Here is a 22,594-nt window from a genome sequence, read left to right as displayed (position 1 = left end):
GTTATTTCCGGAACGACATGATCTTTTCGCGGATCAGTCGCGCGACGCTGCGGGTGTTCTGGTAGAGATGCAGTTGCGACGTCGCCTGCCGCGCCTCGCGGTCGGAATTCGGCAGCAGGCCGACGACCAGAGTGCCCATTTCCTCGCGTTCGCGCCAGAGGCGGCTCATGATCGGATGATCGGTCGCACCGCAGGAATCGGTGCGGACGATGTTAGGATCGTCGAGATGCCATTCCGTCAGGTGGGCCACCAGGAGCTTGCCGGGGGAGAAGCGGGCATAGCTTTCGTCATAGGCCGTCTTCCAGGTATAGGCCTCGCCGTTCATCATCAGCACCACCATGCTGGCGATCGCCTTGCCGTCGATGTCTAGGGTGTGGATACGGGCGGCATCCGCCTCGGCGAGGTTGAACAGCGCCTCGCGGGCAAAGGCGGCGCGGTATCGGTCCGAGAGCATGGCCGAACGCTTCTTACCCTTCCAGCCGCTGGCTTCGAGCAGCAGGAATTCCTCCATGCGCTGACGGACTTCATGCGGATGGCGGGCGACATTATAGGTGACCGCACCAAGATCTTCGAGATGTCCCCATTGACGGCGCATCTCGCGCATATGGCTCGATTTGATCGATGCCTTGAGATAGGTCTCGCCGTCCTGCAGGCTTTCCAGCATCGGGCGTTCATGCTGGTTGGCGGTGAAGACCGGCAGGTTGCGGGAAATGGCGATCGCCTTCAGCATCTGGGCGAAGGGGCCACGCAGGCGGATATCGGGCAGCACCAGCACATGCGGCAGCTGGCTCGCCTCGCGGCCAAACGCATCGAGCAGATGATCCATCGTCTCGGCGGGGTTTTCGCCATCGACCAGCGGTGTGCCGAGCGGGCCGAAGGGATTGGCCCAGGTGCGGATGATCGGCGCACCGATGGCGAAACCGGGCTTCTCGATCGAAAACGGCATGAGGAAGCGCAGCCGGCTGCGGTCGTCGCGCTGGTCGCGGATGACGGCGAGGCGGATTTCGCGATCCTCGAGGCGCGGCAAGGCGGGCGCCAGGAAGCGGCTGGCGAAGAAGACATTCGGCTCCATCGCCCTGTTGGAGAGGAAATCAAGCTCTTCCTGCAGGTCATAGCCGGACGACGCCTGATAGATGGAAAGCGTGCGGCCCGGTTTTGGCGTGTCGATTTCCAGCACCGGCAGCGGCCGGTCGCGCAGGTGGCCGATGTCGCCATGGGCGAGCTTCATCGACATCTGGAAGCTGGTTTCTTCATAGGTCGGTGCGGGGGCCATCGTCACGCATCCTTGGGCATCAAGCGGCGGCCATGGGGCCGGGCAAAGGCAAAAAGTACGATCGAAAGTTTTTTGCGCACGGCGACGTGCAGCAGGGTCGCCTCGACGAACATCGCGCCGGCGGCGGCAAAGGCCGCCCCTTCGATGCCATAGAGCGGTACGAGCACGACGTTAAAGACGATGTTGGCGGTCAGCGCCACGGCATAGAGCTTCATGCACAGCGTCTGTTCGCCTGCCATGGCAAGCAGGACCTCTCCTGGCCCAACCGAGCATTTGGCGAGGATGCCGATAAACAGGATCACCATGACATAGTAACCCTGGGTAAAACCGGGACCGAACATCGAGAGCAGGAAATTGCCGGCAAGCAATGCTGCAAGACCGATGAACAGCGCCGGCCAGAAGGCCCAGCGCACGGTTTGGCCGGCGAACCGGGCGAGCTCAGTGCCTTCGCCCGCCGCATAGAGCGCCGAGAAGCGCGGCGCGGATGCCGCCTTCACGGAGAAGAACACGAACTGTACCAGCACGATGGTCTTCGAGGCGGCATAGTAGATGCCGACCTGGCTCGGCGACAGGAAGAGGCCGGTGACGACAGTGTCGGAATTGGTGAGCAGGAAGCTGAAACCCTCGATCAGGAAGATCGGAAAGGCGACCTTCAGCCAGGTGCCGAATTCGACATGGATCGGCCCCTTGTCGAAATGCCGGCTGAGCCGCCAGCGGATGTTGAACAGCTGGGCGACGGAAGTGACATAGGTCGCGGCGAGGCTGGCGACCATGGCGGTGCGCGCGGTCTGCGGCTCGCCGGCCCAGACGGCGCCCAGCATGAACAGCAGGATCAGCAGCGGCCGGACGATATAGGTGGGGCTGAGCGCCACCACGGCCCAGCTATTGGCGCGTGCCGTGCCTTCCATCGTGTCGCCCAGCGCAATCATCGGCAGGATGAACAGCGCGATGAACAGCGGCACGACATAATAGCTTTCGATCTCGGCCTTGAAGATTTCGAGCGCGACAAAACCGATGATTGCCACGATCGTAGCCGAGAGCATGGCGAAGATGCGGGCGGTGACGGCCAGGCCGCGGACCCGTTCGAAATCATTGTCTGCCTGGAATTGCGGCAGAAAGCGGATCTGGGCGGAATGGAAGCCGAGGCAGGAGAGGTTGCCGATCAGGATCACCAGCACCCAGACGAAGACGAAGATGCCGTATTCGTGCTCGCCCATGATGCGGGCGAGGATGATCTGCGAAACGAAAGCGATGGCCGCCGAAACGATGCGAATCAGGAAGGCGATCAGCGCCATGCGCCCAGCCTGGCCGCCGCCATCGCGCGCCGTCAGAAAGGCATGCATCCTGCCGGGCAGGGCCAGAAGCCTTTCGACGCGGTTTTCCGGCAGGTCCTTGGCGGACGCCTGGAGGATGGCCATGATACGCAATACCCGATTTCGTGACGCACGAATACCCAGCCTGTTCTAGGCCGGTTGAGGTTAAGAAACGGTGTGGATAGGGTGGTTTCGAGCGGGGAATATTGACGGATTTGTTGTGCCATATCAGACGGAGTGGGAACCAGCTCCGTCGCGGCTAATTCACATCCTCCGGAAATACCGGCAGCGCAGCAATCTCAATGCCCTCATCGACCAGCGCCGTGACCTCATCATGCGACGCCTGGCCGATGATGCCGCGGGCTTCCGCCTCGCCATAATGGATCTTGCGAGCTTCCTCGGGAAATTTCTCGCCGACATCCTCGGAATTGTTACGGATTTCGGCGACGACTTCCTTGATCTTGGCCATCATTTCGCGGCGGCTATTGTCCATCACCATCTGGCGGATGCCGTCCTTCTGCCGGCCGGTGGTGAGGTTCGGCGCCATCAGCAGTTTGGTCACCGATTGCGAGCCGCAATGCGGACAGCTGACATAGCCGGCCGTGAGCTGCCGGTCGAAATCCTCGCTCGAGGCGAACCAGCCTTCGAATTCGTGCTCCTTATCGCATTGAAGGGAATAGCGGATCACTTAACTTACTCTACCATTTCGTTGAGGCGCGTTTCCGCAACTTCGAAATCGCGCGCATTCTTCAAGTTCGGAATTTTCTGGCGTGTCGCCGCCACGGTGGACAGATCGAGTTCGGCAGTGATAACGGCCTCGCCGCTATCCGGCCCTTCGGCGAGGATGCGGCCCCAGGGATCGACGATCAGCGAATGGCCATAGGTTTCGCGGCCGTCCTCATGCTTGCCGCCTTGCGCAGCCGCGATCAGGAAAGCGCCGTTCTCGATCGCACGAGCGCGAACCAGGACATGCCAATGCGCCTCGCCGGTCTGGCGGGTGAAGGCGGTGGGCACGGTCAGGATTTCGGCGCCGGCAAGCGCCTCGGTGCGGAACAGTTGCGGGAAGCGGACATCGTAGCAGATGGCAAAACCCATCCGGCCGAAGGGCAGGTCGGCGATGCGCGCCTCGTGGCCCGGCCTGTAGACAGCGCTTTCGCGCCAGCTTTCGCCATTGTCGAGGTCGACATCGAACATATGGATCTTGTCGTAGCGGCAGATGATCGCTCCATCGGGGCCGAAGAGGAAGCCGCGATTGGCGACCTTGCCGTCGCCAAGGCCGATGGCCGTCGAGCCGATATGCAGATGGATGCCGAGTTCCCTGGCCAGCGAGGCACCTTTGGCGACGATGACATCGGTGTCCTCGGGCCTCAGCGCGTCGAACAGCGCCTTGCGGTCGCGTTGCAGCGCGCCGGTCATTTCGGGCGTCTGGATATAGACGGCGCCTTGAGCATGCGCTTCGCGCACCAGCGCTTCGACGCGGGCGGCGTTGCGGGCGATGTCGGTGCCCGAGCACATCTGGATGGCGGCGACCTTGACCATATCCGACCTCACGCTGCCAAGAGGGGATCGAGCTTGCCGGCGCGGTCCAGCGCATGCAGCTCGTCACAGCCGCCGACATGCCGGCCATCGATGAAGATCTGCGGAAACGTGTTGCGGCCATGCGCCTTGTCGACCATCTCGGCGCGCAGGTCCGGCTTGCCGGTCGCGTCATGCTCGACATAGTCGACGCCCTTGGCTTCCAGCAGCGCCTTGGCGGCGGAGCAAAAGCCGCAGAACTGTCTCGTATAGATGATCACGGATGCCATGCCGTTCTCCGATCAGAATTCTATTCTTCTGTCATTTCAAGTTCATATAGTATCGGGAAGGGCTCTTGCAAAGGTTAATACCGCTATGTCCGAGGCTCCGGCCCGGCGTGCGGCACGGGCCATGGCCGAGACGGTTGCGCCGGTCGTATAGACGTCGTCGATGATGACGATGCGGCGGCCGGCGATCTCGGCCTTGCCACGTTCGGTGATACGGAAGGCGCCACGGACATTTTCGGCACGGCCGGTGCGCCCGAGACCGACCTGATGCTTGGTATGACGGGTGCGGCGGATGGCATCGGCGAGCATCGGCTTGTCGGTCAGGCGCGACAAGGCGAGCGCCAGTTCGGCCGCCTGGTTGAATTTGCGCGACATCAGCCGGTAGCGATGCAGCGGCACGGGAACGAGGACGTCGCAATCGGCGAGCAGTTCCTTGCCGGCGCGGGCCATCCATAGCGCCAGCATCGGCGAAAGTTCGGTACGGTCACGGTATTTCAGGGCGTGGACGAGATTGCGGGCGGTGCCGTTGAAGGCGCAGACGGAGCGCAGGCGGTCGAAATCCGGCGGATTGGCTATGGCTTCGGCCGAGAGAATGCCGGGGCCGAGATCGTGGCTGAAGGGGACGCCGAGCACTTCGCAATAGGGCCGCTCGATGAAGGCGATGTCGCGCCAGCAGTCAGGACAGAGCGCACCGTGACCCGCCGCCATGCGGCCGCAGCCGGGACAGGCCGGTGGGAAAAGCAGGTCGACGGCACGGCGCGCGAGCGCGGCGAGATGACCGCGCACCATCGTCGTTCTGCTCACGCTTGCCTGTTCTTCCGCCTCTTGCATGGATTGACAATAGTCGGGGATTGGTGCCTTTGCGAAGCGGTTTTTGCGAGTGACTGGCATGGATATCCTGATCGACCCCGAACTGGCCGTGGCCCGACGCCGCCGTGCCGCAAAAAGGTTCGATCCGAAGGCCGGTTTCCTGCTCGATCTCGCCGCCGAGGAATTTGCACTGCGGCTCGGCGCCGTCGAGCGGCATTTCGAGCGTGCGGCCGAACTGTTCGGCGGCACGAGCGCGGTGGCGCAGGCCGCGCTTGCCACCGGCAAGATCGGCAGGCTGGAACAGGTCGACGTGCTGACTGAGGCCGCGCCCGATCATGCCGCGTCTTCGCTGGAAGATGTGCCGCTCGAGGCGGATGCCTATAATCTGGTGCTGGCGCCACCCTTCCTGCATCTGGTCAACGACCTCCCCGGCAGCCTGATCCGCATTCGCCGGGCGCTGAAGCCGGATGGACTGCTGATGGCAGCGATCCCCGGTGCCGGCACGCTCGCCGAACTCAATGACGTCCTGCTCGAAACCGAACAGCGGCTTTATGGCGGCGCCAGCCCGCGCGTCGTGCCATTCGGCGAGGTTCGGGCCGTGGGCGGCCTGTTGCAGCGCGCCGGTTTCAGCCTGCCGGTTGCCGATGTCGAAACGTATACAGTGCGCTATGATTCCCTGTTCGGCCTGATGGCCGATCTCAGGGCGCTCGGCCAGACCAATCCGCTCGCCGATCGTTCGAAGCGGCCGATGACCCGGACCTTCTTCCTCGAAGCGGCGCGACTTTATGCCGAGCGCTATTCCGATCCCGATGGCCGCATTCGCGCGACCTTCTCGATGATCTTCCTCTCCGGCTGGGCACCGCACGAGAGCCAGCAGAAGCCGCTGAAGCCCGGTTCGGCCAAGGTGCGGCTGGCGGATGCGTTGAAGGGCATCAAGCTGGACTGAACGGAATCAAGCTTACGAAGATTTGGCTTGCTTCGGAATATATGGCCCGCCCGGCTCGCCCCAGCCCCATTTCGGCATCGGCGCATGCTCGAAGACCTTGGCGCCCGGCTGCGAGTTGATCACCGCAAGCCGCGTGCCCCATTCGAGATAGCCGACAAGCGCCGAGGCGAATTCCGGATCGGCCGGCAGGCCGAGATCGGTATAGGTGTCGAGCAGCAGATTGATCCAGCGTCGGCGCATCGGCTCGGTCAGGTGCTTGCCGAGATGATGGCGGATCATCGCGGGATGGCCGCCGCGCTGTTCGGAATAGAGCTTTGGCCCGCCCAGCACTTCCGCCAGGAACATGGCGACATGCTCGGGATGGTCCCTGTCCATGCCCGCGAAGACCGGCCCGAGCAATTCGTCCTGCGGGACGCGCCGATAGAATTCCGTCGTCAGCCGCTTCAGCGCATCGAAGCCGCCAATCCATTCGTAGAGCGTGGGTACCGTCATCATTGCCTCCGTCCGTCAGAGGACAATATGTGTGGGCGAGATGGTCTTTCAAGGCGCGATGCTTGAATGTGGAGGATGGCTCGCGGGCCGCGTCTAAAGCCTGGCCAACAAAGGCGAGACGGCATCGATCAGCGGTGCGGCAGAAACCGGTTCTCCACCCTCCACCCATGAAATCTGGTATTCGGCGATTTCGAGGCCGACGACCTCGCTCTCCGCCAGAACCGCGCAAGCGGCTTTCAGGTCGGTAAGGGATAGGCCGCCCTCGCAACGATAGTCTGTCGGGACGATCCCCGGCTCCAGCACATCGCAGTCGAGATGGACATAGACCGGACGTCCCCCGACGGCTGTGGAAAGACGTTGCGCCAGATTGGAGCCTGGTGCGATCATGGGGAGGTCGCGCTCTTCGATCAACTCGACTTCGAACGGGTCCAGGTCCCGCTGCCCGACAAGCACCAGGTTTTCGAACCGCAGCCCTGAACCGAGGCCGGACTCCCACATGCCAAGCGGCCCCGTCAGCGCCAGGCCGCCAAGATAGCCGGTGGCGCTGGCGTCGGGCGTGTTGAGATCGCCATGGGCGTCGAACCAGACGACCACGGCATCGGGACGATGCCTTGCGACAACAGGCAAGGTGGCAAGGGAAACCGCGCAACGGCTCGATGCGGCCAGGGAACGCTGGCCCCGCAAATACACGGCCTCGAATCTGTCGCGCATCGCCTCGAGCGCAGGCATCGCAAATTCGAGTTCCGGTTTCCAGCCGGCACGGGTCATCGGCTCGGGGCGGCCGATAACCGTCGGTTCAAGACCGAGTCGCTGCGCGAGCAGTTTCGACAGCGACATCGCGCCCGGGATCGCGAGATCGTTGTGATCGCCTGCTCTTGCCTGGAAAACCGTCAATGCTGCCGTCATTGTGCGCTCCCTGAAACTGCGGTCTGCCGCCATTCAATAGCCGGTTTCAGTTGCGTCACAAGTGCTTGCGCGGATGGACTATGATATGGCTTGCGCTGAATGCACCGGCCGCTGCGGCTCCCGGGGAGGACCATTTGATCAAGGCAAAACCGTTCGATTATCCCTATGATGGAAACCTGACGGCCGGCGCGACCGCGCTTGTCGTCATCGACATGCAGCACGATTTCCTTTCCGCCGATGGCTATTTTGCCAGGCAGGGCTACGACCCATCGCCTTTGCGTGCGACGCTGCCGGTCCTGTCCGGGTTGATCGCTGCCTGCCGCGCCGCCGGCGTGAAAATCATCCATACAAGGCAAGGCTATCGCGCCGACCAGGCAGATATGACGCCTTACGAGAAATGGCGGCGCCAGCGGGCCGGGCTGGAAGGTACCGACGTGCTGCTGCGCGGAAGTCGCGGTTTCGAGATCGTTCCGGAGATCGATGTCCGGCCGCAGGACATTATCGTCGACAAGACATGCAACGGCGCCTTCACCTACACGGATTTCGAACATGTCCTGCGCGCCCAGGGGATAACACATCTCATGTTCGCCGGATGCACGACGGATGTCTGCGTCCACACCACGCTGCGCGAAGCATGTGACCGGAATTTCCAATGCCTGACGATTTCCGATGCATGCGCCAGTGGAGATCAATATGCCCATGAGGCGGCGCTTCACATGGTGACGGTCGAAAACGGTGTTTTTGGTGCTTTGACCGATTCGTCGGCAGTGATCGAAGCGCTCGGACGATTGCCGAGAGTGTGACCATAATCTGGCAACAGGAATGCTGACGCAATGCAGGCAGGTTGTGGCGCGATGCTTGAATAGAGAAAGGGCGCTCGACCCTTCCGGGGAGCGCCCTTTACATCACCTGACTGCCGCCGGTCCCAGCCATTCGGCTGCATCAGCGCCAGTCGGTTCGTGAGCTTAAATAGTGCGCGCGATGGCCGGTTCAAGGGGCTGGGCTGACCGGTGGACGCCAATCAGGACGGTTCTTTCGCGGCGGGCTCGAAAGCAAACCATGCCAGCCTTTGTTCCCGAATATTAGCGGCGTGAGCATCTTCATTATTCCCTTCAGCAAAAAATAGCGTTGACAGTTCGTGCACGTTTGTGCATGTTTGTACGCATTCATACCGGATTCGACAATGACCGAACTTCTTCTCCATGAACGTCAGGGCCTCATCCGCAAGCGGCTTGCGGACGAGGGGCGCGTGATTGCTACCGATCTGGCGCAGGAGTTCCGCATTTCCGAGGACACGATCCGGCGCGATCTGCGCGAAATGGCAGCGGCCGGGCTTTGCCGGCGCGTTTATGGCGGGGCGCTGGCGCCGGCGGATGGGGCGGACAATACGCTGATCAAGCGGCTCTCCGAAAAGCCGGAACGCAAGGATGCGCTGGCGAAAGCGGCCGTGACCCTGTTCAAAGCGGGCATGACGCTGTTTATCGATGCCGGCACCACCAATCTGGCAATTGCGCAGACCATTCCCGCGGATCTGCCGCTCACCGTGATCACCAATGCGCCGATGATTGCGGCCAGCCTTGTCGGACGGCGCGAGATCGATGTCGTCGGTATCGGCGGTCGGCTAGATCATACGTCCGGCGCCATGCTGGGTGCCAAGGCAATGCAGGAGGCCGAGAGCTTTCATCCCGATCTTTGCGTGCTCGGCAGTTGCGGACTCGATACCGAGAACGGCGTCACGGCGTCGTTCTACGAGGAAGCGGAATTCAAGCGTTTCGTGGCGCTGAGGAGCCGGAAAGTGATGGCGGCGGTCACCAATGAGAAGCTTGGCGTGCCGGCCTCTTTCGCGGTGATTCCGTTCCAGAAAGTTGGTCCGGTGATCGTCGAGCATGATGCGGATCCGGGGACAGTCGACAGTCTGGCCGCTGCCGGCGCCGAACTGGTCCGCGCCGGAAAATAGCAGAAAATCGGTTGGATTTCCAAGCATCCGATCGATTTTCGATGGAAATTGAAATCGCTTTCAAAGCCGGGATATGGCGTTGGGGGCCAGCAGTGCGCTTCGGCGACACTTTGGAGATAACATGGCCGATCAATCGATTGCTGGGCGCCCGACGCAACTCACCGGGACTTTTCCCAAGGAGCGGGTCGCCGTTTGTCTGCTTTTCCTCGCCAACGGCTTCTATACCGGCGCATGGTCGCTAAAAATTCCGGAACTGTCGGAGCGGCTCAATCTCTCGCCTTTCTATATTGCCTTGATCGTGGTGTTCTTCGGCCTTGGTTCGATCACCATCATGCCGCTTTGCGGCCGGCAGATCGCCAAGCATGGTTCCAGCGTTGTCGCCAGGGGCACCGGCATCGTCTTCCTGTTCACCATGTTGTTGATCTCGTTGGCGCCGAATGTCTGGACTGCGGCAATCGCGGTCTTCCTGTTCGGTGGCTTTGCCGGCGCAATGGACGTGGCGATGAATGCCAACGCCGTCGAGGTGGAAAAATCGATGCGCAAGGCGATCATGTCGTCCTGCCATGCCTTCTGGAGCCTGGGGGCGCTTATCGGCTCGGCGGCCGGCGGCTACATGATCGAGCATTTCGGCGCCGTTCCGCATTCGATCATCATCACCGTGGTCGACGCCATCGTGCTTTTTGCAGCGCTTTCGATGATCCTGCACGACGGACCGCATATCGAGGAAGCGCATGCGGAAGCCGGTCCGAAACCGAGCCTGTTCAAGAGCCCGTTGCCCTGGCTGCTTGGCATCATGGCGCTGTTCTGCATGGTGCAGGAGGGCATCGTCATCGACTGGTCGGCGCTCTATCTCAACCGCGATCTCGGCTCGAGCCTGACGCTGGCCGCCTTTGCTGCCGGCAGCTTCCATGGAGCCATGACGATCATGCGCCTGTTCGGCGACGGCATTCGCGACCGGCTGGGCGCGGTACAGACTATGCGGATCTCCGGCGTGATCGCTTTTGTCGGCATGCTGATCGGCGGTTTTGCCCCGAATGCCGGGGTGGCGATCGCGGGCTTCGCACTGTCGGGGCTGGGTGTTTCCAACATGGTGCCGATCGCCTTCTCCGCTGCTGGCAACCTGCCGGGCATGGCCAAGGGCGTCGGGCTTTCCGTGGTCACCATCATGGGCTATTCGGGCACGCTGTTCGCGCCGACGCTGTTCGGCTTCGTCGCCGAGCATATCGGCTTCTCGGCGATCTATATCGGCACGCCGATGCTGCTGATCGTCGTGCTGCTGCTGTCCAATCTGGCGCGGTATGCGGACGGCATCAAAGGTCATTGAATTCAGGGTGATGGGCAGGCCACATTTTCAGCTCAGCGGCTTGTCACTCCGCGATAAACATGATTGACCTTGCATCCGGACCGTTGATGGGGGTGCATCATGTCGTCGGAAGCGCTGATCGTGATCGATGTGCAGAACGATTTCTGCCCTGGCGGTGCACTGGCTGTCGCCGATGGCGACGCCATTCTGCCGCTGGTCAACGGGCTGATTGCGCGTTTCGAGCACGTGGTGCTGACACAGGACTGGCATCCCGCCGGCCATTCGAGTTTCGCTTCGAGCCATTCCGGCAAGGCGCCGTTCGAGATGATCGACATGCCCTATGGGCCGCAGACGCTCTGGCCGGATCATTGCGTACAGGGGACAAAGGGTGCGGAATTCCACCCGGCGCTCGAATGGAACAGGGCCGAGCTGGTGATCCGCAAGGGTTTCCGGAAAGGAATCGATTCCTATTCGGCCTTCTTCGAAAACGACCACACGACGCCGACCGGTCTTGCCGGCTATCTGCGCGAGCGCGGCATCGGAAAAATCATGCTGTGCGGCCTGGCGACGGATTTCTGTGTCGCCTTTTCGGCGCTCGATGCCATCAGGAGCGGCTTCGAAACCCAGGTCATGCTCGACGCCTGCCGGGGAATAGACCTCGGCGGCTCGATCGCGACGATGACGAATGAGATGAAAGCGGCAGGCGTCTCGCTCACATAAGCCGTTTTGAGGGAGGGCCCGGATGGCCACGAAGACTGACATCGCCCGGCGGGTGTGGAACCACACCTGGAAGCTCGATCCGATCGTGCGCAGCCTGCTCGATACCGATTTCTACAAACTCCTGATGCTGCAGATGATCTGGAAGCTGCATCCGGAGGTCGACGCCACCTTTTCGCTGATCAACCGGACCAAGAGCGTGCGGCTCGCCGACGACATCGAGGAGCATGAACTGCGCGACCAGCTCGACCATTGCCGGGACCTGCGCTTCACCAAGAAAGAGATGATCTGGCTGGCGGGTAATTCGTTTTATGGTCGCAAGCAGATTTTCGAGCCGGAATTTGTTGCCTGGCTCGCCAATTTCCGCCTGCCGGAATACGAGCTCTCGCGCCGCAACGGCCAGTACGAGCTGAATTTCGAAGGCAAGTGGATGGAAACGACGATGTGGGAAATCCCCGCCCTCGCCATCGTCAACGAGTTGCGTTCGCGGACGGCGATGAAGGGGCTTGGCCAGTTCACCCTCGACGTCATCTATGCGCGCGCCAAGTCGCGCATGTGGGAGAAGGTGCAGCGGCTGCGCGATTATCCGGGGCTCAGGATTTCCGATTTCGGCACGCGCCGGCGGCATTCCTTCCTCTGGCAGCGCTGGTGCGTCGAGGCGCTCAAGGAAGGCATCGGCCCGGCCTTTACCGGCACGTCCAACGTGCTACTTGCCATGGATACCGACCTCGAAGCGGTCGGCACCAATGCGCATGAACTGCCGATGGTCAAGGCGGCGCTGGCCGTCAACGACAAGGAACTCGGCGAGGCGCCCTACAGGGTGCTGGAGGACTGGAAGCAGCTTTATGGCGGCAATCTGCTGATCGTGCTGCCCGACGCTTTCGGCACGGCCGCGTTCCTGCGTAAAGCGCCGGACTGGGTGGCCGACTGGACCGGTTTCCGTCCCGACAGCGCCCCGCCGATCGAAGGCGGTGAAAAGATCCTCGCATGGTGGCAGGCGCATGGCCGCGACCCGAAGGAAAAGCTGCTGATCTTTTCCGACGGCCTCGACGTCGATACGATCATCGAGACCTACCGGCACTTCCAGGGCCGGGTGCGCATGAGCTTTGGCTGGGGCACCAATCTCACCAATGATTTCCATGATTGCGCGCCCGATGGCGTCGATCTCGACCCGATCTCGCTGGTCTGCAAGGTCACGGAAGCCAATGGCCGGCCGGCGGTAAAACTATCGGACAATCCGCGCAAGGCGACGGGGGAGCCGACGGAAGTCGAGCGCTACAAGCGGTTCTTCGGTACAGAGGATTTCCACGAACAGCTGGTGACGGTGTGACGGCTGCAGCCCTAGGCCCGCTCAGCCCTGCGCAAACGCCTTGAGCTTCTCGCCGCTCAATCGGTACCGCGTCCATTCGCTCATCGGCTCTGCGCCGATCGCCTCATAGACCCGGATTGCCGGTTCGTTCCAGTCGAGCACGCTCCATTCGAAGCGGCCGCAGCCAGCTTCGACGGCAATCGCTGCCAACCGCTTGAGCAAGGCTTTGCCGACGCCGCGGCTGCGGGCGGACGTCGTGACATAGAGGTCTTCGAGATAGAGGCCGTTCTTTGCCTGCCAGGTCGAATAGTTGAAGAACCAGACGGCAAAGCCGAGTGCGGCGCCATCCTCCTCGCAGATCAGCGCACGCGTCACAGAGTTCTCGCCAAAGATCGATGCGGTCAGCGACTCGACTGTCGCTTCGACCTCGTGTTCGGCCTTCTCGTAGATCGCCAATTCGCGAATGAAGTGAAGAATATCGGCCACATCATCGGGAACGGCTTCGCGAACGGTCAGTGTCATTGGGGAACCTTGCGTGGACTTCGGGCGCGTCAATCGCCAGGTGGTTCATGCGCAGGGCAGGCCGGCTTGTCAACGCGGCTCGGCAAAGCCAATGAAAGAAAACCTCACGAAAACCGGCCTTGGCCGGTCGAATTTTTGCAGAACTGCGACAACGTATATCTTGACACAGGCAGTCGTCTTTTGATTAAAGATGGAGCATGAAATATTGAGTGCTTCGTTCGGGTTTTCCGGCCATGATGGTATGCAGCTGCAACGTTATCACCGACAAGGACATCAGGGAGACGATCATCTCGCTCCTCGATCAGGACTGTTGGCAGTTGATCGTGCCGGGCAAGGTCTATCATGCCATGCAGAAGCGCGGCCGCTGCTGTGGCTGCTTTCCGAATGTCGTCGACATCATCGTCAAGACCACTGAGGAATACCACGCCCGGCGCCAATCCGAAGGGCTCGAAGTGGTTGATTTCATGGAGCGCCTGAAGCGCTTCCAGGCCGAGCAGAAGGCGGCGATCCTTGAACGCCGGCGCGGCATACAGGCTGCGTGATTTCGGCCGGCCTTTGCGGCGCTGAGGCATCTTCCCCGCTTATCCTCTGGATTCATCGCCAAAGCCCTCTCGACTTTGTCTATCGATCCTGTTTTTATCCGCCAGCAAAACGCCAGCCAGGAGTATCCAGATGAAGGGCGACCCGAAGGTCATCGAACAGCTCAACCACGCCGTCTTTCTCGAACTCGGTGCCGTCAACCAGTACTGGGTGCATTACCGCCTGCTCGAAGACTGGGGCTTCACCAAGCTCGCCAAGAAAGAGCGCGCCGAATCGATCGAGGAGATGCATCATGCCGATCGGCTGATCCAGCGCATCATCTTCCTCGAAGGCCATCCGAACCTGCAGACCGTGGCGCCGCTGCGCATCGGCCAGAACGTCAAGGAAGTGCTCGAAGCCGACCTCCACGGCGAATATGACGCCCGCGCCGCCTACAAGGCCGCCCGCGATATCTGTCACAATGCCGGCGACTATGTGTCGATGAATCTGTTCGAGGATCTGTTGACGGACGAGGAGGGCCATATCGACTTCCTCGAAACCCAGCTCGACCTGCTGCGCAAGCTTGGCGAGGGCAAGTATGGCCAGCTGAATGCTGACTCCGCCGACGAAGCCGAAGGCCACTGAGTTTCGCGCCATCGCGAAAAAAGCCCTCGTCCGGCAACGGGCGAGGGCTTTTTTCTAGGCAGAGTGCCAGCAGATAAAATCACTTAAGCGGTCTTGAGCGATCCGGCTGCGCGATTGCCGAACAGGGCATCAATGCTCAATGGGCCAGCGCCGGCGAAGACGAAATAGAGAAAAATGAAGCAGTAGAGCACGGCGGCATCGCCACCGTTGACTACCGGGAAGAAGCTTTTCGGAAAATGCGCGATGAAGAAGGCGAAGGCGCACAGGCCCGAGGCGACGAAGGCGGCGGGCCGCGTCAGCAGGCCGATGGCGATCAGGAAACCGCAGACCAGTTCGAACCAGCCGGCGACCCAAGGCAGCGAGCCGGCCGGCGGCAGATGATCGGCGATCGGAAAGCCGAGATGCTTGGATGTGCCATGCGCCAAGAGGAGCAGGCCGGTCATGATGCGGGTGATGCTGAGGATATAGGGCTTATAGGGGTCGAGGGCGGTCGAGATGTTCATTGTCGGCTCCATTTGATTTCACCCTCCTCCCAGGAGCGTCATAGCGGCGGCTCGCGCCGCTGTCATGGCGCGAACGTTCACGATCGGTAAGATTTCCGTGAGCTTAGAAGCGTTTTAATTCAGGACTTTACGCCTGAAAGATGGGCGAATTCGGCCACCACCTTGTCGTAGACGCCGCGCTTGAATTCGACGACGCGCTCCGGCAATTCTTCCATCCTCGTCCAGGCCCATTCCTCGAATTCCACGGAATGGCCGTCCGGCGGCGGGTTGATGGCGATCTCGGATTCGTCGCCTTCGAAGCGGAAGGCGAACCAGGCCTGGGTCTGGCCGCGATATTTGCCCTTGAGGCCGATGCCGATCAGATGGTCCGGCAGATCGTAGTTGAACCACTCTTTCGCCTGGGCGATCAGGCTCACACTTTTCATCCCGGTCTCTTCGTAGAGTTCGCGCCAGGCGGCGGCTTCGGGATCCTCGCCCTTGTCGATGCCGCCCTGCGGCATCTGCCACATCTTGATCGAACCGTCATATTCGCTGTTGTCGATCGATGTGCGCCGTCCGGCCCAGACGAGCCCGTCTCTGTTCAGCACCATGACGCCGACACAGGGGCGATAGGGCAGGTCCTCGGCCTTGATCTTGTTGCTCATGCATCTCTCCAGACAATTCCACGGCGATCGCCAATGGGCGAGCCGCAAGCTCTGCCGTACCAAATTCTTATGGCAAACTATACACCCTCAGTGCGATCCGACAGCAATGCAAGGAGAGCGGGATTGATGTAGAGATTTTCTCGCCCTGCTTTGACCTCGTTGAGCACTTTCAGACCGACAAGGGTCTTGAGATAGGTCGACGCCGCCTGCCGTTGGGCAATTCCGGATGAAACGAGGTCGCCGATCCGGCAATAAGGATTGACGAAGATTACTTCGACCAGTTCGCGGGAATAGATTTTGGATGCATCCTGCCGCAGACGCGACGCTGTCCGATCGAGAAGGTCGCGGATTGCACGGATTTTCGCCGTCGACCATTCAGCCGTTGCACGAACTGCCTCGAGCATAAAGAGGATCCATGCTTCCCAAGCACCCTCGGCAGTGACCGCGAGCAACCGTTGATAATAGGTTTGCTTGTTGCGAATGATGTGGCGGCTGAGATAGAGGACCGGAATTTCCAGCAGGCCTTTGTCGACAAGATACAACAGATTGAGGACACGTCCGGTACGGCCGTTGCCATCGATAAACGGATGGATTGCCTCGAACTGGTAATGCATGACCGCAAGCCGAATGAGAGGATCGAATTCTTCGGCCTCGTGAATGAAGCGCTCCCAGTTTGAGAGTTTATCCCGTAGCAGTGCCTGACCTTCGGGTGGGGTGTAGATGATCGTGCCCATCGCCTCATTCATCAACGCCGTCCCAGGCGTTGCCCGAATATCGAGTTCCACGCCCTTGATCGTGCGGCAGATATCGACTGCTGTCGTCGTGGAAACTGGCCGTTCCTTGAGCGAATGGAAGCCTCGATTTAGCGCCGTACGGTACCGCAAGGCTTCCTTTGTCGCGGGGTCAGCTTGAGCTCCTTCATTGGCGAATTGGAACAAACGGTCTGCCGTCGTGACAATGTTTTCGATCTCGGAGCTCGCCTGGGCTTCGAGAAGTGGGATGGAATTGATCAGCACGGCTTGGTTCGGAATTAGTTGGCCGGCAATCTTCAACGCAGCGATCGCAGCGCGCGCTTCGATACAGGCCTTCAAAATCGCCTTGGATTCTATATCCGCTGCGGGGGGTAGAAGAGGCAAGTCGTTGTAGGGACGGTCGGGTCTGAATGACATGTCGAGGTTTTCCTCATTTATCGACATGTTTCGATATGTCGATGATGACGACATGTCGGCATGACGTGTCGACAGAGTTCAATTCTATCGACATATGAGGCTTGGAGCAAGGATGGGCAGACCGTCTTACAATCTGGATCACGGGCTTGGCCTTGATCCGCACCAAAACAGTAAAACTGGTGCAGAGCGACTGCAAATTTCCGGTGATTTTCCTGTTCTTGCACGTCAGATCCATCGCCATCGACACATGGCTCCGAGCGTCAGAGAAACAATACCATACGAATCGGTCGCCAATATAAAAAGGCCCGAAGCGGGTGCTTCGGGCCAAAGGCGGCATATTTCCATAGGCCGCGACGGGAATGTTGGCGGCGCGACAGCGTCGCGCCGCAATTCCTTATGAGTTGTGGTAAGCGGCTTCGCCGTGCGACGAGAGGTCAAGACCTTCGCGTTCGGCTTCCGGCGACACGCGGAGACCGACGATCAGGTCGACGACCTTGTAGAGAATGATCGAGCCGATGCCGGTCCAGAGGATGGTAACGACGACAGCTTCGATCTGCACCACGATCTGGTGGCCCATGGTGACGCCGGCAGCATAGCCGACACCGCCGAGCGATGAACTGGCGAGAATGCCGGTGATAACCGCGCCGAACATGCCGCCGATGCCATGGACGCCGAACACGTCTGCGGTGTCATCATAGCCGAACTTGTTCTTCACCGTCGAGACGAAGAAGTAGCAGAGCGGCGAAACCAGCAGGCCAAGGACGATCGAGCCCATCGGCCCGGCATAACCCGAAGCCGGTGTAACGGCAACCAGGCCGGCAACCATGCCAGACGCTGCGCCGAGCATCGAGGCCTTGCCGCGGGTCATGGTTTCGACGATCGACCAGGAAACCGTTGCGGCGGCGGTTGCCAGGAAGGTGTTCATGGTAGCGATCAGTGCGCCGCCGGAGGCTTCGAGGTTGGAACCAGCGTTGAAGCCGAACCAGCCGACCCAGAGAAGGCTGGCGCCGATGAACGTCATGGTCATCGAGTGCGGCGCCATCATGTCCTTGCCGAAGCCTGTGCGCTTGCCGACCATGATCGCACCGATGAGGCCGGAAACGCCGGCATTGATGTGCACGACGGTACCGCCGGCGAAGTCGAGAGCGCCGAGCTTGAACAGGAAGCCGTTACCATCCCAGACCATGTGGGCGACCGGGAAATAGACGACAATCGTCCAAAGCGTGCAGAACAACACCGAAGCCGAGAACTTGATGCGCTCGGCGAAGGCGCCGATGATCAGGCAAGGCGTGATCGCCGCGAAGGTCATCTGGAACAGGAAGAACAGATATTCCGGAATGACGACGCCGCTGGTGAAGGTCGCAGATGTCGTGGACGGCGACATCCCCATCATGAAGGCCTTGGCAAACCCGCCGTAGAAGGGATTGGTGCCGCCGCCGAAGGCCATGGAATAACCGAAGACCGCCCAGACGATCATGACGACGCAGCCGATCATGGTGACCTGCATCAGCATCGACAGCATGTTCTTGGTGCGCATCAGGCCACCGTAGAACAGCGCGAGGCCCGGCACGATCATCAGCAGCACGAGCAGCGTGGCAATATACATGAAGGCGATATCGCCCTTGTTGGGCACGGGTGCGGCGGCGGCCGGCGCCGTGGCCGTCTGCGCGAAGGCGATGGCCGGCGCCATTGCCATGCCCAGGCCGAGCCAGGCCGTGCTGAGCTTCATTGTAAGTTTGGATAGTGACATCAGGTAAAACTCCCCTGCAAATGTGCGGCCGTCAGAGCGCTTCGGAATCGGTTTCGCCGGTGCGGATGCGCACGGCATGGTCAATCGAGTAGACAAAGATCTTGCCGTCGCCGATCTGACCGGTCTTGGCGGCGGTGGCGATGGCTTCGACGGCCTTGTCGACCAGTTCGCTGGGAACGCCGACTTCGATTTTCAGCTTCGGCAGGAAGCTGACCGCATATTCCGTACCGCGATAGATTTCGGTATGCCCCTTCTGCCGGCCGTAACCCTTCACCTCGGTCACGGTCAGGCCCTGGATGCCGACCGCCGTGAGGGCTTCGCGCACCTCGTCCAGCTTGAACGGCTTGATAATGGCCATGACAATTTTCATCTGGTTTCCCATCCTTTGACGAACAACTCGGGCGGCGGGCCGCCTCTCCGTAATCGCGGGATGTCTGCGCACCCTCCCGTGACCGCCCCTTGCTATACAAAGGCCGTGCCAGATTCGGTGCCTGGTAATAAGTTACTGAAATTTAACGCTAATTACGAAAGGCGCTAAAAAACGGGCAGTTGATTCAAAATCATTTGCATAAAAAATAGGCTGTTTTTGAATTTTGCACGTCAATTAATCATTTGCCCGTTTCCGGATCAGCCCCTCCTGCGCCGTCGATGCGATCAAGCGGCCGGCGCGATTGAAGATGCTGCCGCGCGACAGCCCGCGAGCACCGCCGGAGAAGGGGCTGTCGGTGGTGTAAAGCAGCCAGTCGTCAAGCGGATCGGGATGATGGAACCACATGGAATGGTCGAGGCTGGCGCCCTGGATGGAGCGGTCGAAGACCGACAGACCATGGGGAAAAAGCGCGGTGTCGAGCAGGGTCATGTCCGAGAGATAGCCGAGGAATGCGGCCTGGAACGGGCGATCCTCCGGCACTTTGCCATTGGCCTTGATCCAGATGCTCTGCTTCGGCGGCAGCGCCTTGTTGGAGAGATAGTGATCCATCGACAGCGGAATGATCTCGAACGGCCGCTCGCGTATCCAGAAGCGCTTGATATGCTCGGGTGCATCCTTGAGATATTGTTCGTAGAGGCTTTCCGGATCGGGCAGATCCTGCGGCAGCGGCACATCGGGCATTGCTGCCTGATGTTCGAGGCCGGGCTCGTCGACCTGGAAAGAGGCGGAGAGCGAGAAGATCGCCTTGCCGTGCTGGATCGCCACCACACGCCGCGTGGTGAAGCTCGATCCGTCGCGGATGCGGTCGACCTCGTAGAGGATCGGCACGGCGGGATCACCCGGACGAAGAAAATAGCTGTGCAGCGAATGCACATAGCGGTCTTGCGCGACCGTCCGGTTGGCGGCGACCAGCGCCTGCGAGATCACCAGGCCGCCGAAAATCCGCTGCCAGCCGACATCGGGGCTCAGCCCGCGATAAATATTCTCCTCGATCTTTTCGAGATCGAGGATCGCCACCAGATGTTCCATTTCGGAGAGAGTGTTTCGTGCTGGCGGCATTTTGGCAGGCTCCGGCGGTTTCATCAGGCGATGTGATCCTCTATACTCCGTAAGAGACCGTCAGCAAGACGAAAGAAAGGTACACCCGATGCTCGATATCCTGGTCGCCGGTGGTGGATATGTCGGCCTTTCCGTGGCGGTGTCGATCAAGAAGGCAGCGCCGCACCTGACGATCACGGTCGTCGACGCTGCACCCGAGGGCAGTTGGCAGAAGGACCAGCGCGCCTCGGCAATTGCCGCAGCGGCAAGCCGCATGCTGACGGCGCTCGGTGTCTGGGACGAGATCCTGCCGGAGGCGCAGCCGATCACCAGCATGATCATCACCGATTCGCGCACCGCCGATCCGGTGCGGCCGGTGTTTCTCACCTTCGACGGCGATGTCGCGGCGGGCGAGCCGTTTGCGCATATGGTGCCGAACCCGGCCATGGTCGGGCCGCTGTTGAAGCTTGCCGTCGAATTGGGCGTCGATGTCAGGTCGGCGACGACGGTGGACACGTTCAGCAACAAGCCGGCCTCGGTCGAGGCAAAGTTGTCGAATGGCGAAACGGTCGAGGCGCGGCTTTTGGTCGCCTGCGACGGCGTCAAATCGAAGCTGCGCGATATCGCCGGCATCAAGACAGTCAATTTCGACTATGGCCAGTCCGGCATCGTCACGACCGTGGCGCATGAGCGGCCGCACAATGGCGTCGCCGAAGAGCATTTCCTGCCCGCCGGCCCGTTCGCCATCCTGCCGCTCAAGGACAATCGCTCGTCGCTGGTCTGGACCGAGCGCAGCCAGGATGCCGAGCGTCTCGTACGTTCCGACGACCTGGTGTTCGAGGAGGAACTCGAGCGGCGTTTCGGCCACAAGCTCGGCACGATTCGCATCGCCGGCGGTCGGCGTGCCTTCCCGCTCGGCCTGACGCTGGCGCGCGGTTTCGTCGCCGAGCGGTTCGCGCTTGCGGGTGATTCGGCGCATGGCATCCACCCGATCTCGGGCCAGGGCCTCAATCTCGGCTTCAAGGACGTCGCCGCTTTGGCCGAGACCGTGATCGACGCCGACCGGCTGGGCATGGATATCGGCGCGCTCGACGTGCTCGAACGCTATCAGTCCTGGCGGCGCTTCGACACATTCCGCATGGGCGTGACGACGGATGTGCTCAACCGGCTGTTTTCCAACGATATTACCCCGATCCGCGTGGCGCGCGATTTCGGCCTCGGCCTGGTCGAGCGAATGCCGGCACTGAAGAGCTTTTTCATCAAGCAGGCAGCCGGCGTGGGTCAGGGCGGCAATCCCAAATTGCTCGACGGCACCCTGCCCTGAGCTAAGTATTTAAATTGGTTAAGACCCGTGTCTTGAAAGTTTTAAGGTTTGATGACTATCTTTATCTATCCGGGCTGCGTCGGTCCGGTGCTTGTTCTGTTCGATAGAAAGGAAGTCCTCTGACAACAGTGCACGCGAAAGGAGTGGTGCCTCACACCTACTCCCGGAGCATGGAGCGCGGTAACGATGCTGCGGCCATCGCTCTCAAGCTGGTCCTCGAAAGTCTCGAAGACTCGAAAGCAGAAAACGTCACATCCCTCAACATCACGGGCAAATCCGCGCTGGGCGACTATATGGTGGTCGTGTCCGGGCGCTCGAACCGTCATGTGACGGCCATTGCCGAACACCTGATCGACGATCTCAAGGCCGAAGCCATCGGCCCGGTCCGCGTCGAGGGGCTGGAAACCGGCGATTGGATCCTGATCGATGCGGGCGACGTGATCGTGCATATCTTCCGTCCCGAAATCCGCGAGTTCTACAACATCGAAAAGATGTGGGCCGCGCCGGATCTCGAGGAAGAGACGTTGCACTAGTCTTCGGCTGCCGCCCCAGCGGCGTCGACAGGGCTGATGAATTGCGGAAGCTTCGTTCTTCCGCGAAGGAAATTTTGGTCGGAAGAAAGCCATGCGGATTTCGCTATTCGCAGTGGGCAGGTTGAAATCCGGCCCTGAAAGAGACCTGGCAGAGCGCTACCTTGACCGCTTCGCCAAGGCTGGCCCCGCAATTGGCCTCGAATTCGGAAAACTCACTGAAATCAATGAAAGCCGCGCCTCCAATCCGGACACGCGCAAGCGCGAGGAAGCGGCGGTGCTGGAGAAGCTGCTTGCAGACGGCGCGCGGCTGATCCTGCTCGACGAGCGCGGCAAGGCGTTGGACAGTCCGGCGTTCGCCGATCTGCTCGGCGGCATTCGCGATGCCGGAAAGCGCGACGTGATCGTGGCGATCGGCGGGCCGGACGGGCTCGATCCGGCGCTGCACGGGCAGGCAGCGCATGTGCTGTCCTTCGGAAAAATGACCTGGCCGCATCAGATGGTGCGGGTGATGCTGGCGGAGCAGCTTTATCGGGCGGTGACGATCTTATCGGGGCATCCCTATCATCGGGTGTGACGGGTGCTTGTATTTGCGGCGACCCCCCTCTGCCCTGCCGGGCATCTCCCCCTCAAGGGGGGAGATTGGCTAGCGGCATGCACCCCATCTCAAGTCGATGTCGAGTGCTGCGAGC

General features: G+C 60.8%; 26 protein-coding genes. 11 read left to right on the top strand and 15 right to left on the bottom strand.

Annotated elements, in window-relative coordinates:
• Nucleotide 1 precedes the first annotated feature (1 nt).
• The 6 genes from AC1D06_RS07440 to AC1D06_RS07415 form a co-directional block, all read right to left on the bottom strand.
• Nucleotides 2-1,273 (bottom strand): GNAT family N-acetyltransferase, encoded by a 1,272-nt coding sequence (locus AC1D06_RS07440; RefSeq protein WP_477985760.1) that lies wholly within the window; start codon nt 1,271-1,273, stop codon nt 2-4.
• Between the two features lie 2 nt (nt 1,274-1,275).
• Nucleotides 1,276-2,691 carry a lipopolysaccharide biosynthesis protein gene (locus tag AC1D06_RS07435; RefSeq protein ID WP_477878275.1) on the bottom strand — a complete coding sequence of 472 codons (1,416 nt, stop codon included), beginning with the start codon at nt 2,689-2,691 and terminating at the stop codon, nt 1,276-1,278.
• 154 nt (nt 2,692-2,845) lie between these two features.
• Nucleotides 2,846-3,274 (bottom strand): DUF1178 family protein, encoded by a 429-nt coding sequence (locus AC1D06_RS07430; RefSeq protein ID WP_477878274.1) that lies wholly within the window; start codon nt 3,272-3,274, stop codon nt 2,846-2,848.
• Between the two features lie 5 nt (nt 3,275-3,279).
• Nucleotides 3,280-4,125: a carbon-nitrogen hydrolase family protein gene (locus AC1D06_RS07425; RefSeq protein WP_477985759.1), complete on the bottom strand. Its 846-nt coding sequence runs from the start codon at nt 4,123-4,125 to the stop codon at nt 3,280-3,282.
• Nucleotides 4,126-4,133: 8 nt separating this feature from the next.
• Nucleotides 4,134-4,391: a glutaredoxin 3 gene (gene grxC / locus AC1D06_RS07420; protein ID WP_477985758.1), complete on the bottom strand. Its 258-nt coding sequence runs from the start codon at nt 4,389-4,391 to the stop codon at nt 4,134-4,136.
• Nucleotides 4,392-4,433: 42 nt separating this feature from the next.
• Nucleotides 4,434-5,177, bottom strand: coding sequence for a ComF family protein (locus AC1D06_RS07415; protein ID WP_477878309.1), 744 nt, complete (start codon nt 5,175-5,177; stop codon nt 4,434-4,436).
• A gap of 100 nt (nt 5,178-5,277) precedes the next feature.
• On the opposite strand from AC1D06_RS07415, the gene AC1D06_RS07410 reads away from it, so the two are divergent.
• On the top strand, nt 5,278-6,144 hold the full coding sequence (locus AC1D06_RS07410; protein ID WP_477878271.1) for a methyltransferase domain-containing protein: 867 nt from the start codon (nt 5,278-5,280) through the stop codon (nt 6,142-6,144).
• A 12-nt stretch (nt 6,145-6,156) separates the two neighbouring features.
• Here AC1D06_RS07410 and AC1D06_RS07405 read toward each other — a convergent pair whose 3' ends face one another.
• Nucleotides 6,157-6,636 (bottom strand): group II truncated hemoglobin, encoded by a 480-nt coding sequence (locus tag AC1D06_RS07405; protein ID WP_477878270.1) that lies wholly within the window; start codon nt 6,634-6,636, stop codon nt 6,157-6,159.
• 93 nt (nt 6,637-6,729) lie between these two features.
• The gene (locus AC1D06_RS07400; RefSeq protein WP_477985757.1) at nt 6,730-7,542 is read right to left on the bottom strand and encodes an arginase family protein; all 813 of its coding nucleotides are present in this window, start codon (nt 7,540-7,542) and stop codon (nt 6,730-6,732) included.
• 134 nt (nt 7,543-7,676) lie between these two features.
• Here AC1D06_RS07400 and AC1D06_RS07395 point away from each other — a divergent pair, with 134 nt between their 5' ends.
• From AC1D06_RS07395 to pncB, 5 genes are all read left to right on the top strand, one after another.
• Nucleotides 7,677-8,345 carry a cysteine hydrolase family protein gene (locus tag AC1D06_RS07395; RefSeq protein ID WP_477878268.1) on the top strand — a complete coding sequence of 223 codons (669 nt, stop codon included), beginning with the start codon at nt 7,677-7,679 and terminating at the stop codon, nt 8,343-8,345.
• A 380-nt stretch (nt 8,346-8,725) separates the two neighbouring features.
• Entirely contained in the window at nt 8,726-9,499 is a 774-nt protein-coding gene (locus AC1D06_RS07390) for a DeoR/GlpR family DNA-binding transcription regulator (RefSeq protein ID WP_477985756.1), read from the top strand.
• 121 nt (nt 9,500-9,620) lie between these two features.
• Complete coding sequence (locus AC1D06_RS07385; protein WP_477878266.1) at nt 9,621-10,823, top strand: MFS transporter; 1,203 nt, start codon at nt 9,621-9,623, stop codon at nt 10,821-10,823.
• A gap of 99 nt (nt 10,824-10,922) precedes the next feature.
• Nucleotides 10,923-11,522, top strand: coding sequence for a bifunctional nicotinamidase/pyrazinamidase (gene pncA, locus AC1D06_RS07380; protein ID WP_477878265.1), 600 nt, complete (start codon nt 10,923-10,925; stop codon nt 11,520-11,522).
• 22 nt (nt 11,523-11,544) lie between these two features.
• Complete coding sequence (pncB, locus tag AC1D06_RS07375) at nt 11,545-12,849, top strand: nicotinate phosphoribosyltransferase (RefSeq protein WP_477985755.1); 1,305 nt, start codon at nt 11,545-11,547, stop codon at nt 12,847-12,849.
• Between the two features lie 21 nt (nt 12,850-12,870).
• Here the strand turns inward: pncB and AC1D06_RS07370 are convergent, their stop codons facing one another.
• Entirely contained in the window at nt 12,871-13,350 is a 480-nt protein-coding gene (locus AC1D06_RS07370; protein WP_477878263.1) for an N-acetyltransferase family protein, read from the bottom strand.
• A gap of 233 nt (nt 13,351-13,583) precedes the next feature.
• Here AC1D06_RS07370 and AC1D06_RS07365 point away from each other — a divergent pair, with 233 nt between their 5' ends.
• Complete coding sequence (locus AC1D06_RS07365; protein WP_477878262.1) at nt 13,584-13,892, top strand: (2Fe-2S)-binding protein; 309 nt, start codon at nt 13,584-13,586, stop codon at nt 13,890-13,892.
• Between the two features lie 130 nt (nt 13,893-14,022).
• Entirely contained in the window at nt 14,023-14,514 is a 492-nt protein-coding gene (gene bfr, locus AC1D06_RS07360) for a bacterioferritin (protein ID WP_477985754.1), read from the top strand.
• Between the two features lie 83 nt (nt 14,515-14,597).
• On the opposite strand, the gene AC1D06_RS07355 is transcribed toward bfr, so the two are convergent.
• The 6 genes from AC1D06_RS07355 to tesB all read right to left on the bottom strand — a co-directional run bounded on the left by AC1D06_RS07355 (nt 14,598) and on the right by tesB (nt 20,069).
• On the bottom strand, nt 14,598-15,017 hold the full coding sequence (locus tag AC1D06_RS07355; protein ID WP_477985753.1) for a DoxX family protein: 420 nt from the start codon (nt 15,015-15,017) through the stop codon (nt 14,598-14,600).
• 119 nt (nt 15,018-15,136) lie between these two features.
• Entirely contained in the window at nt 15,137-15,661 is a 525-nt protein-coding gene (locus AC1D06_RS07350; protein WP_477985752.1) for an RNA pyrophosphohydrolase, read from the bottom strand.
• A gap of 77 nt (nt 15,662-15,738) precedes the next feature.
• The gene (fic, locus tag AC1D06_RS07345; RefSeq protein ID WP_477985751.1) at nt 15,739-16,830 is read right to left on the bottom strand and encodes a protein adenylyltransferase Fic; all 1,092 of its coding nucleotides are present in this window, start codon (nt 16,828-16,830) and stop codon (nt 15,739-15,741) included.
• Nucleotides 16,831-17,224: 394 nt separating this feature from the next.
• Nucleotides 17,225-18,559 (bottom strand): ammonium transporter, encoded by a 1,335-nt coding sequence (locus AC1D06_RS07340; protein WP_477985852.1) that lies wholly within the window; start codon nt 18,557-18,559, stop codon nt 17,225-17,227.
• 52 nt (nt 18,560-18,611) lie between these two features.
• On the bottom strand, nt 18,612-18,950 hold the full coding sequence (locus tag AC1D06_RS07335) for a P-II family nitrogen regulator (protein ID WP_477985750.1): 339 nt from the start codon (nt 18,948-18,950) through the stop codon (nt 18,612-18,614).
• Between the two features lie 234 nt (nt 18,951-19,184).
• Complete coding sequence (tesB, locus tag AC1D06_RS07330; RefSeq protein WP_477985749.1) at nt 19,185-20,069, bottom strand: acyl-CoA thioesterase II; 885 nt, start codon at nt 20,067-20,069, stop codon at nt 19,185-19,187.
• Between the two features lie 88 nt (nt 20,070-20,157).
• Between tesB and AC1D06_RS07325 the strand changes: the two genes are divergently transcribed.
• The 3 genes from AC1D06_RS07325 (at nt 20,158) to rlmH (ending at nt 22,479) form a co-directional block, all read left to right on the top strand.
• Entirely contained in the window at nt 20,158-21,372 is a 1,215-nt protein-coding gene (locus tag AC1D06_RS07325) for a ubiquinone biosynthesis hydroxylase (protein ID WP_477985748.1), read from the top strand.
• A gap of 119 nt (nt 21,373-21,491) precedes the next feature.
• Complete coding sequence (rsfS, locus tag AC1D06_RS07320) at nt 21,492-21,905, top strand: ribosome silencing factor (protein ID WP_477985851.1); 414 nt, start codon at nt 21,492-21,494, stop codon at nt 21,903-21,905.
• Between the two features lie 91 nt (nt 21,906-21,996).
• Complete coding sequence (rlmH, locus tag AC1D06_RS07315; protein ID WP_477985747.1) at nt 21,997-22,479, top strand: 23S rRNA (pseudouridine(1915)-N(3))-methyltransferase RlmH; 483 nt, start codon at nt 21,997-21,999, stop codon at nt 22,477-22,479.
• Nucleotides 22,480-22,594 lie beyond the last annotated feature (115 nt).

Source organism: Rhizobium sp. P2_G2 (assembly GCF_056403555.1).
This window is presented reverse-complemented; position numbering and strand designations above follow the sequence as displayed.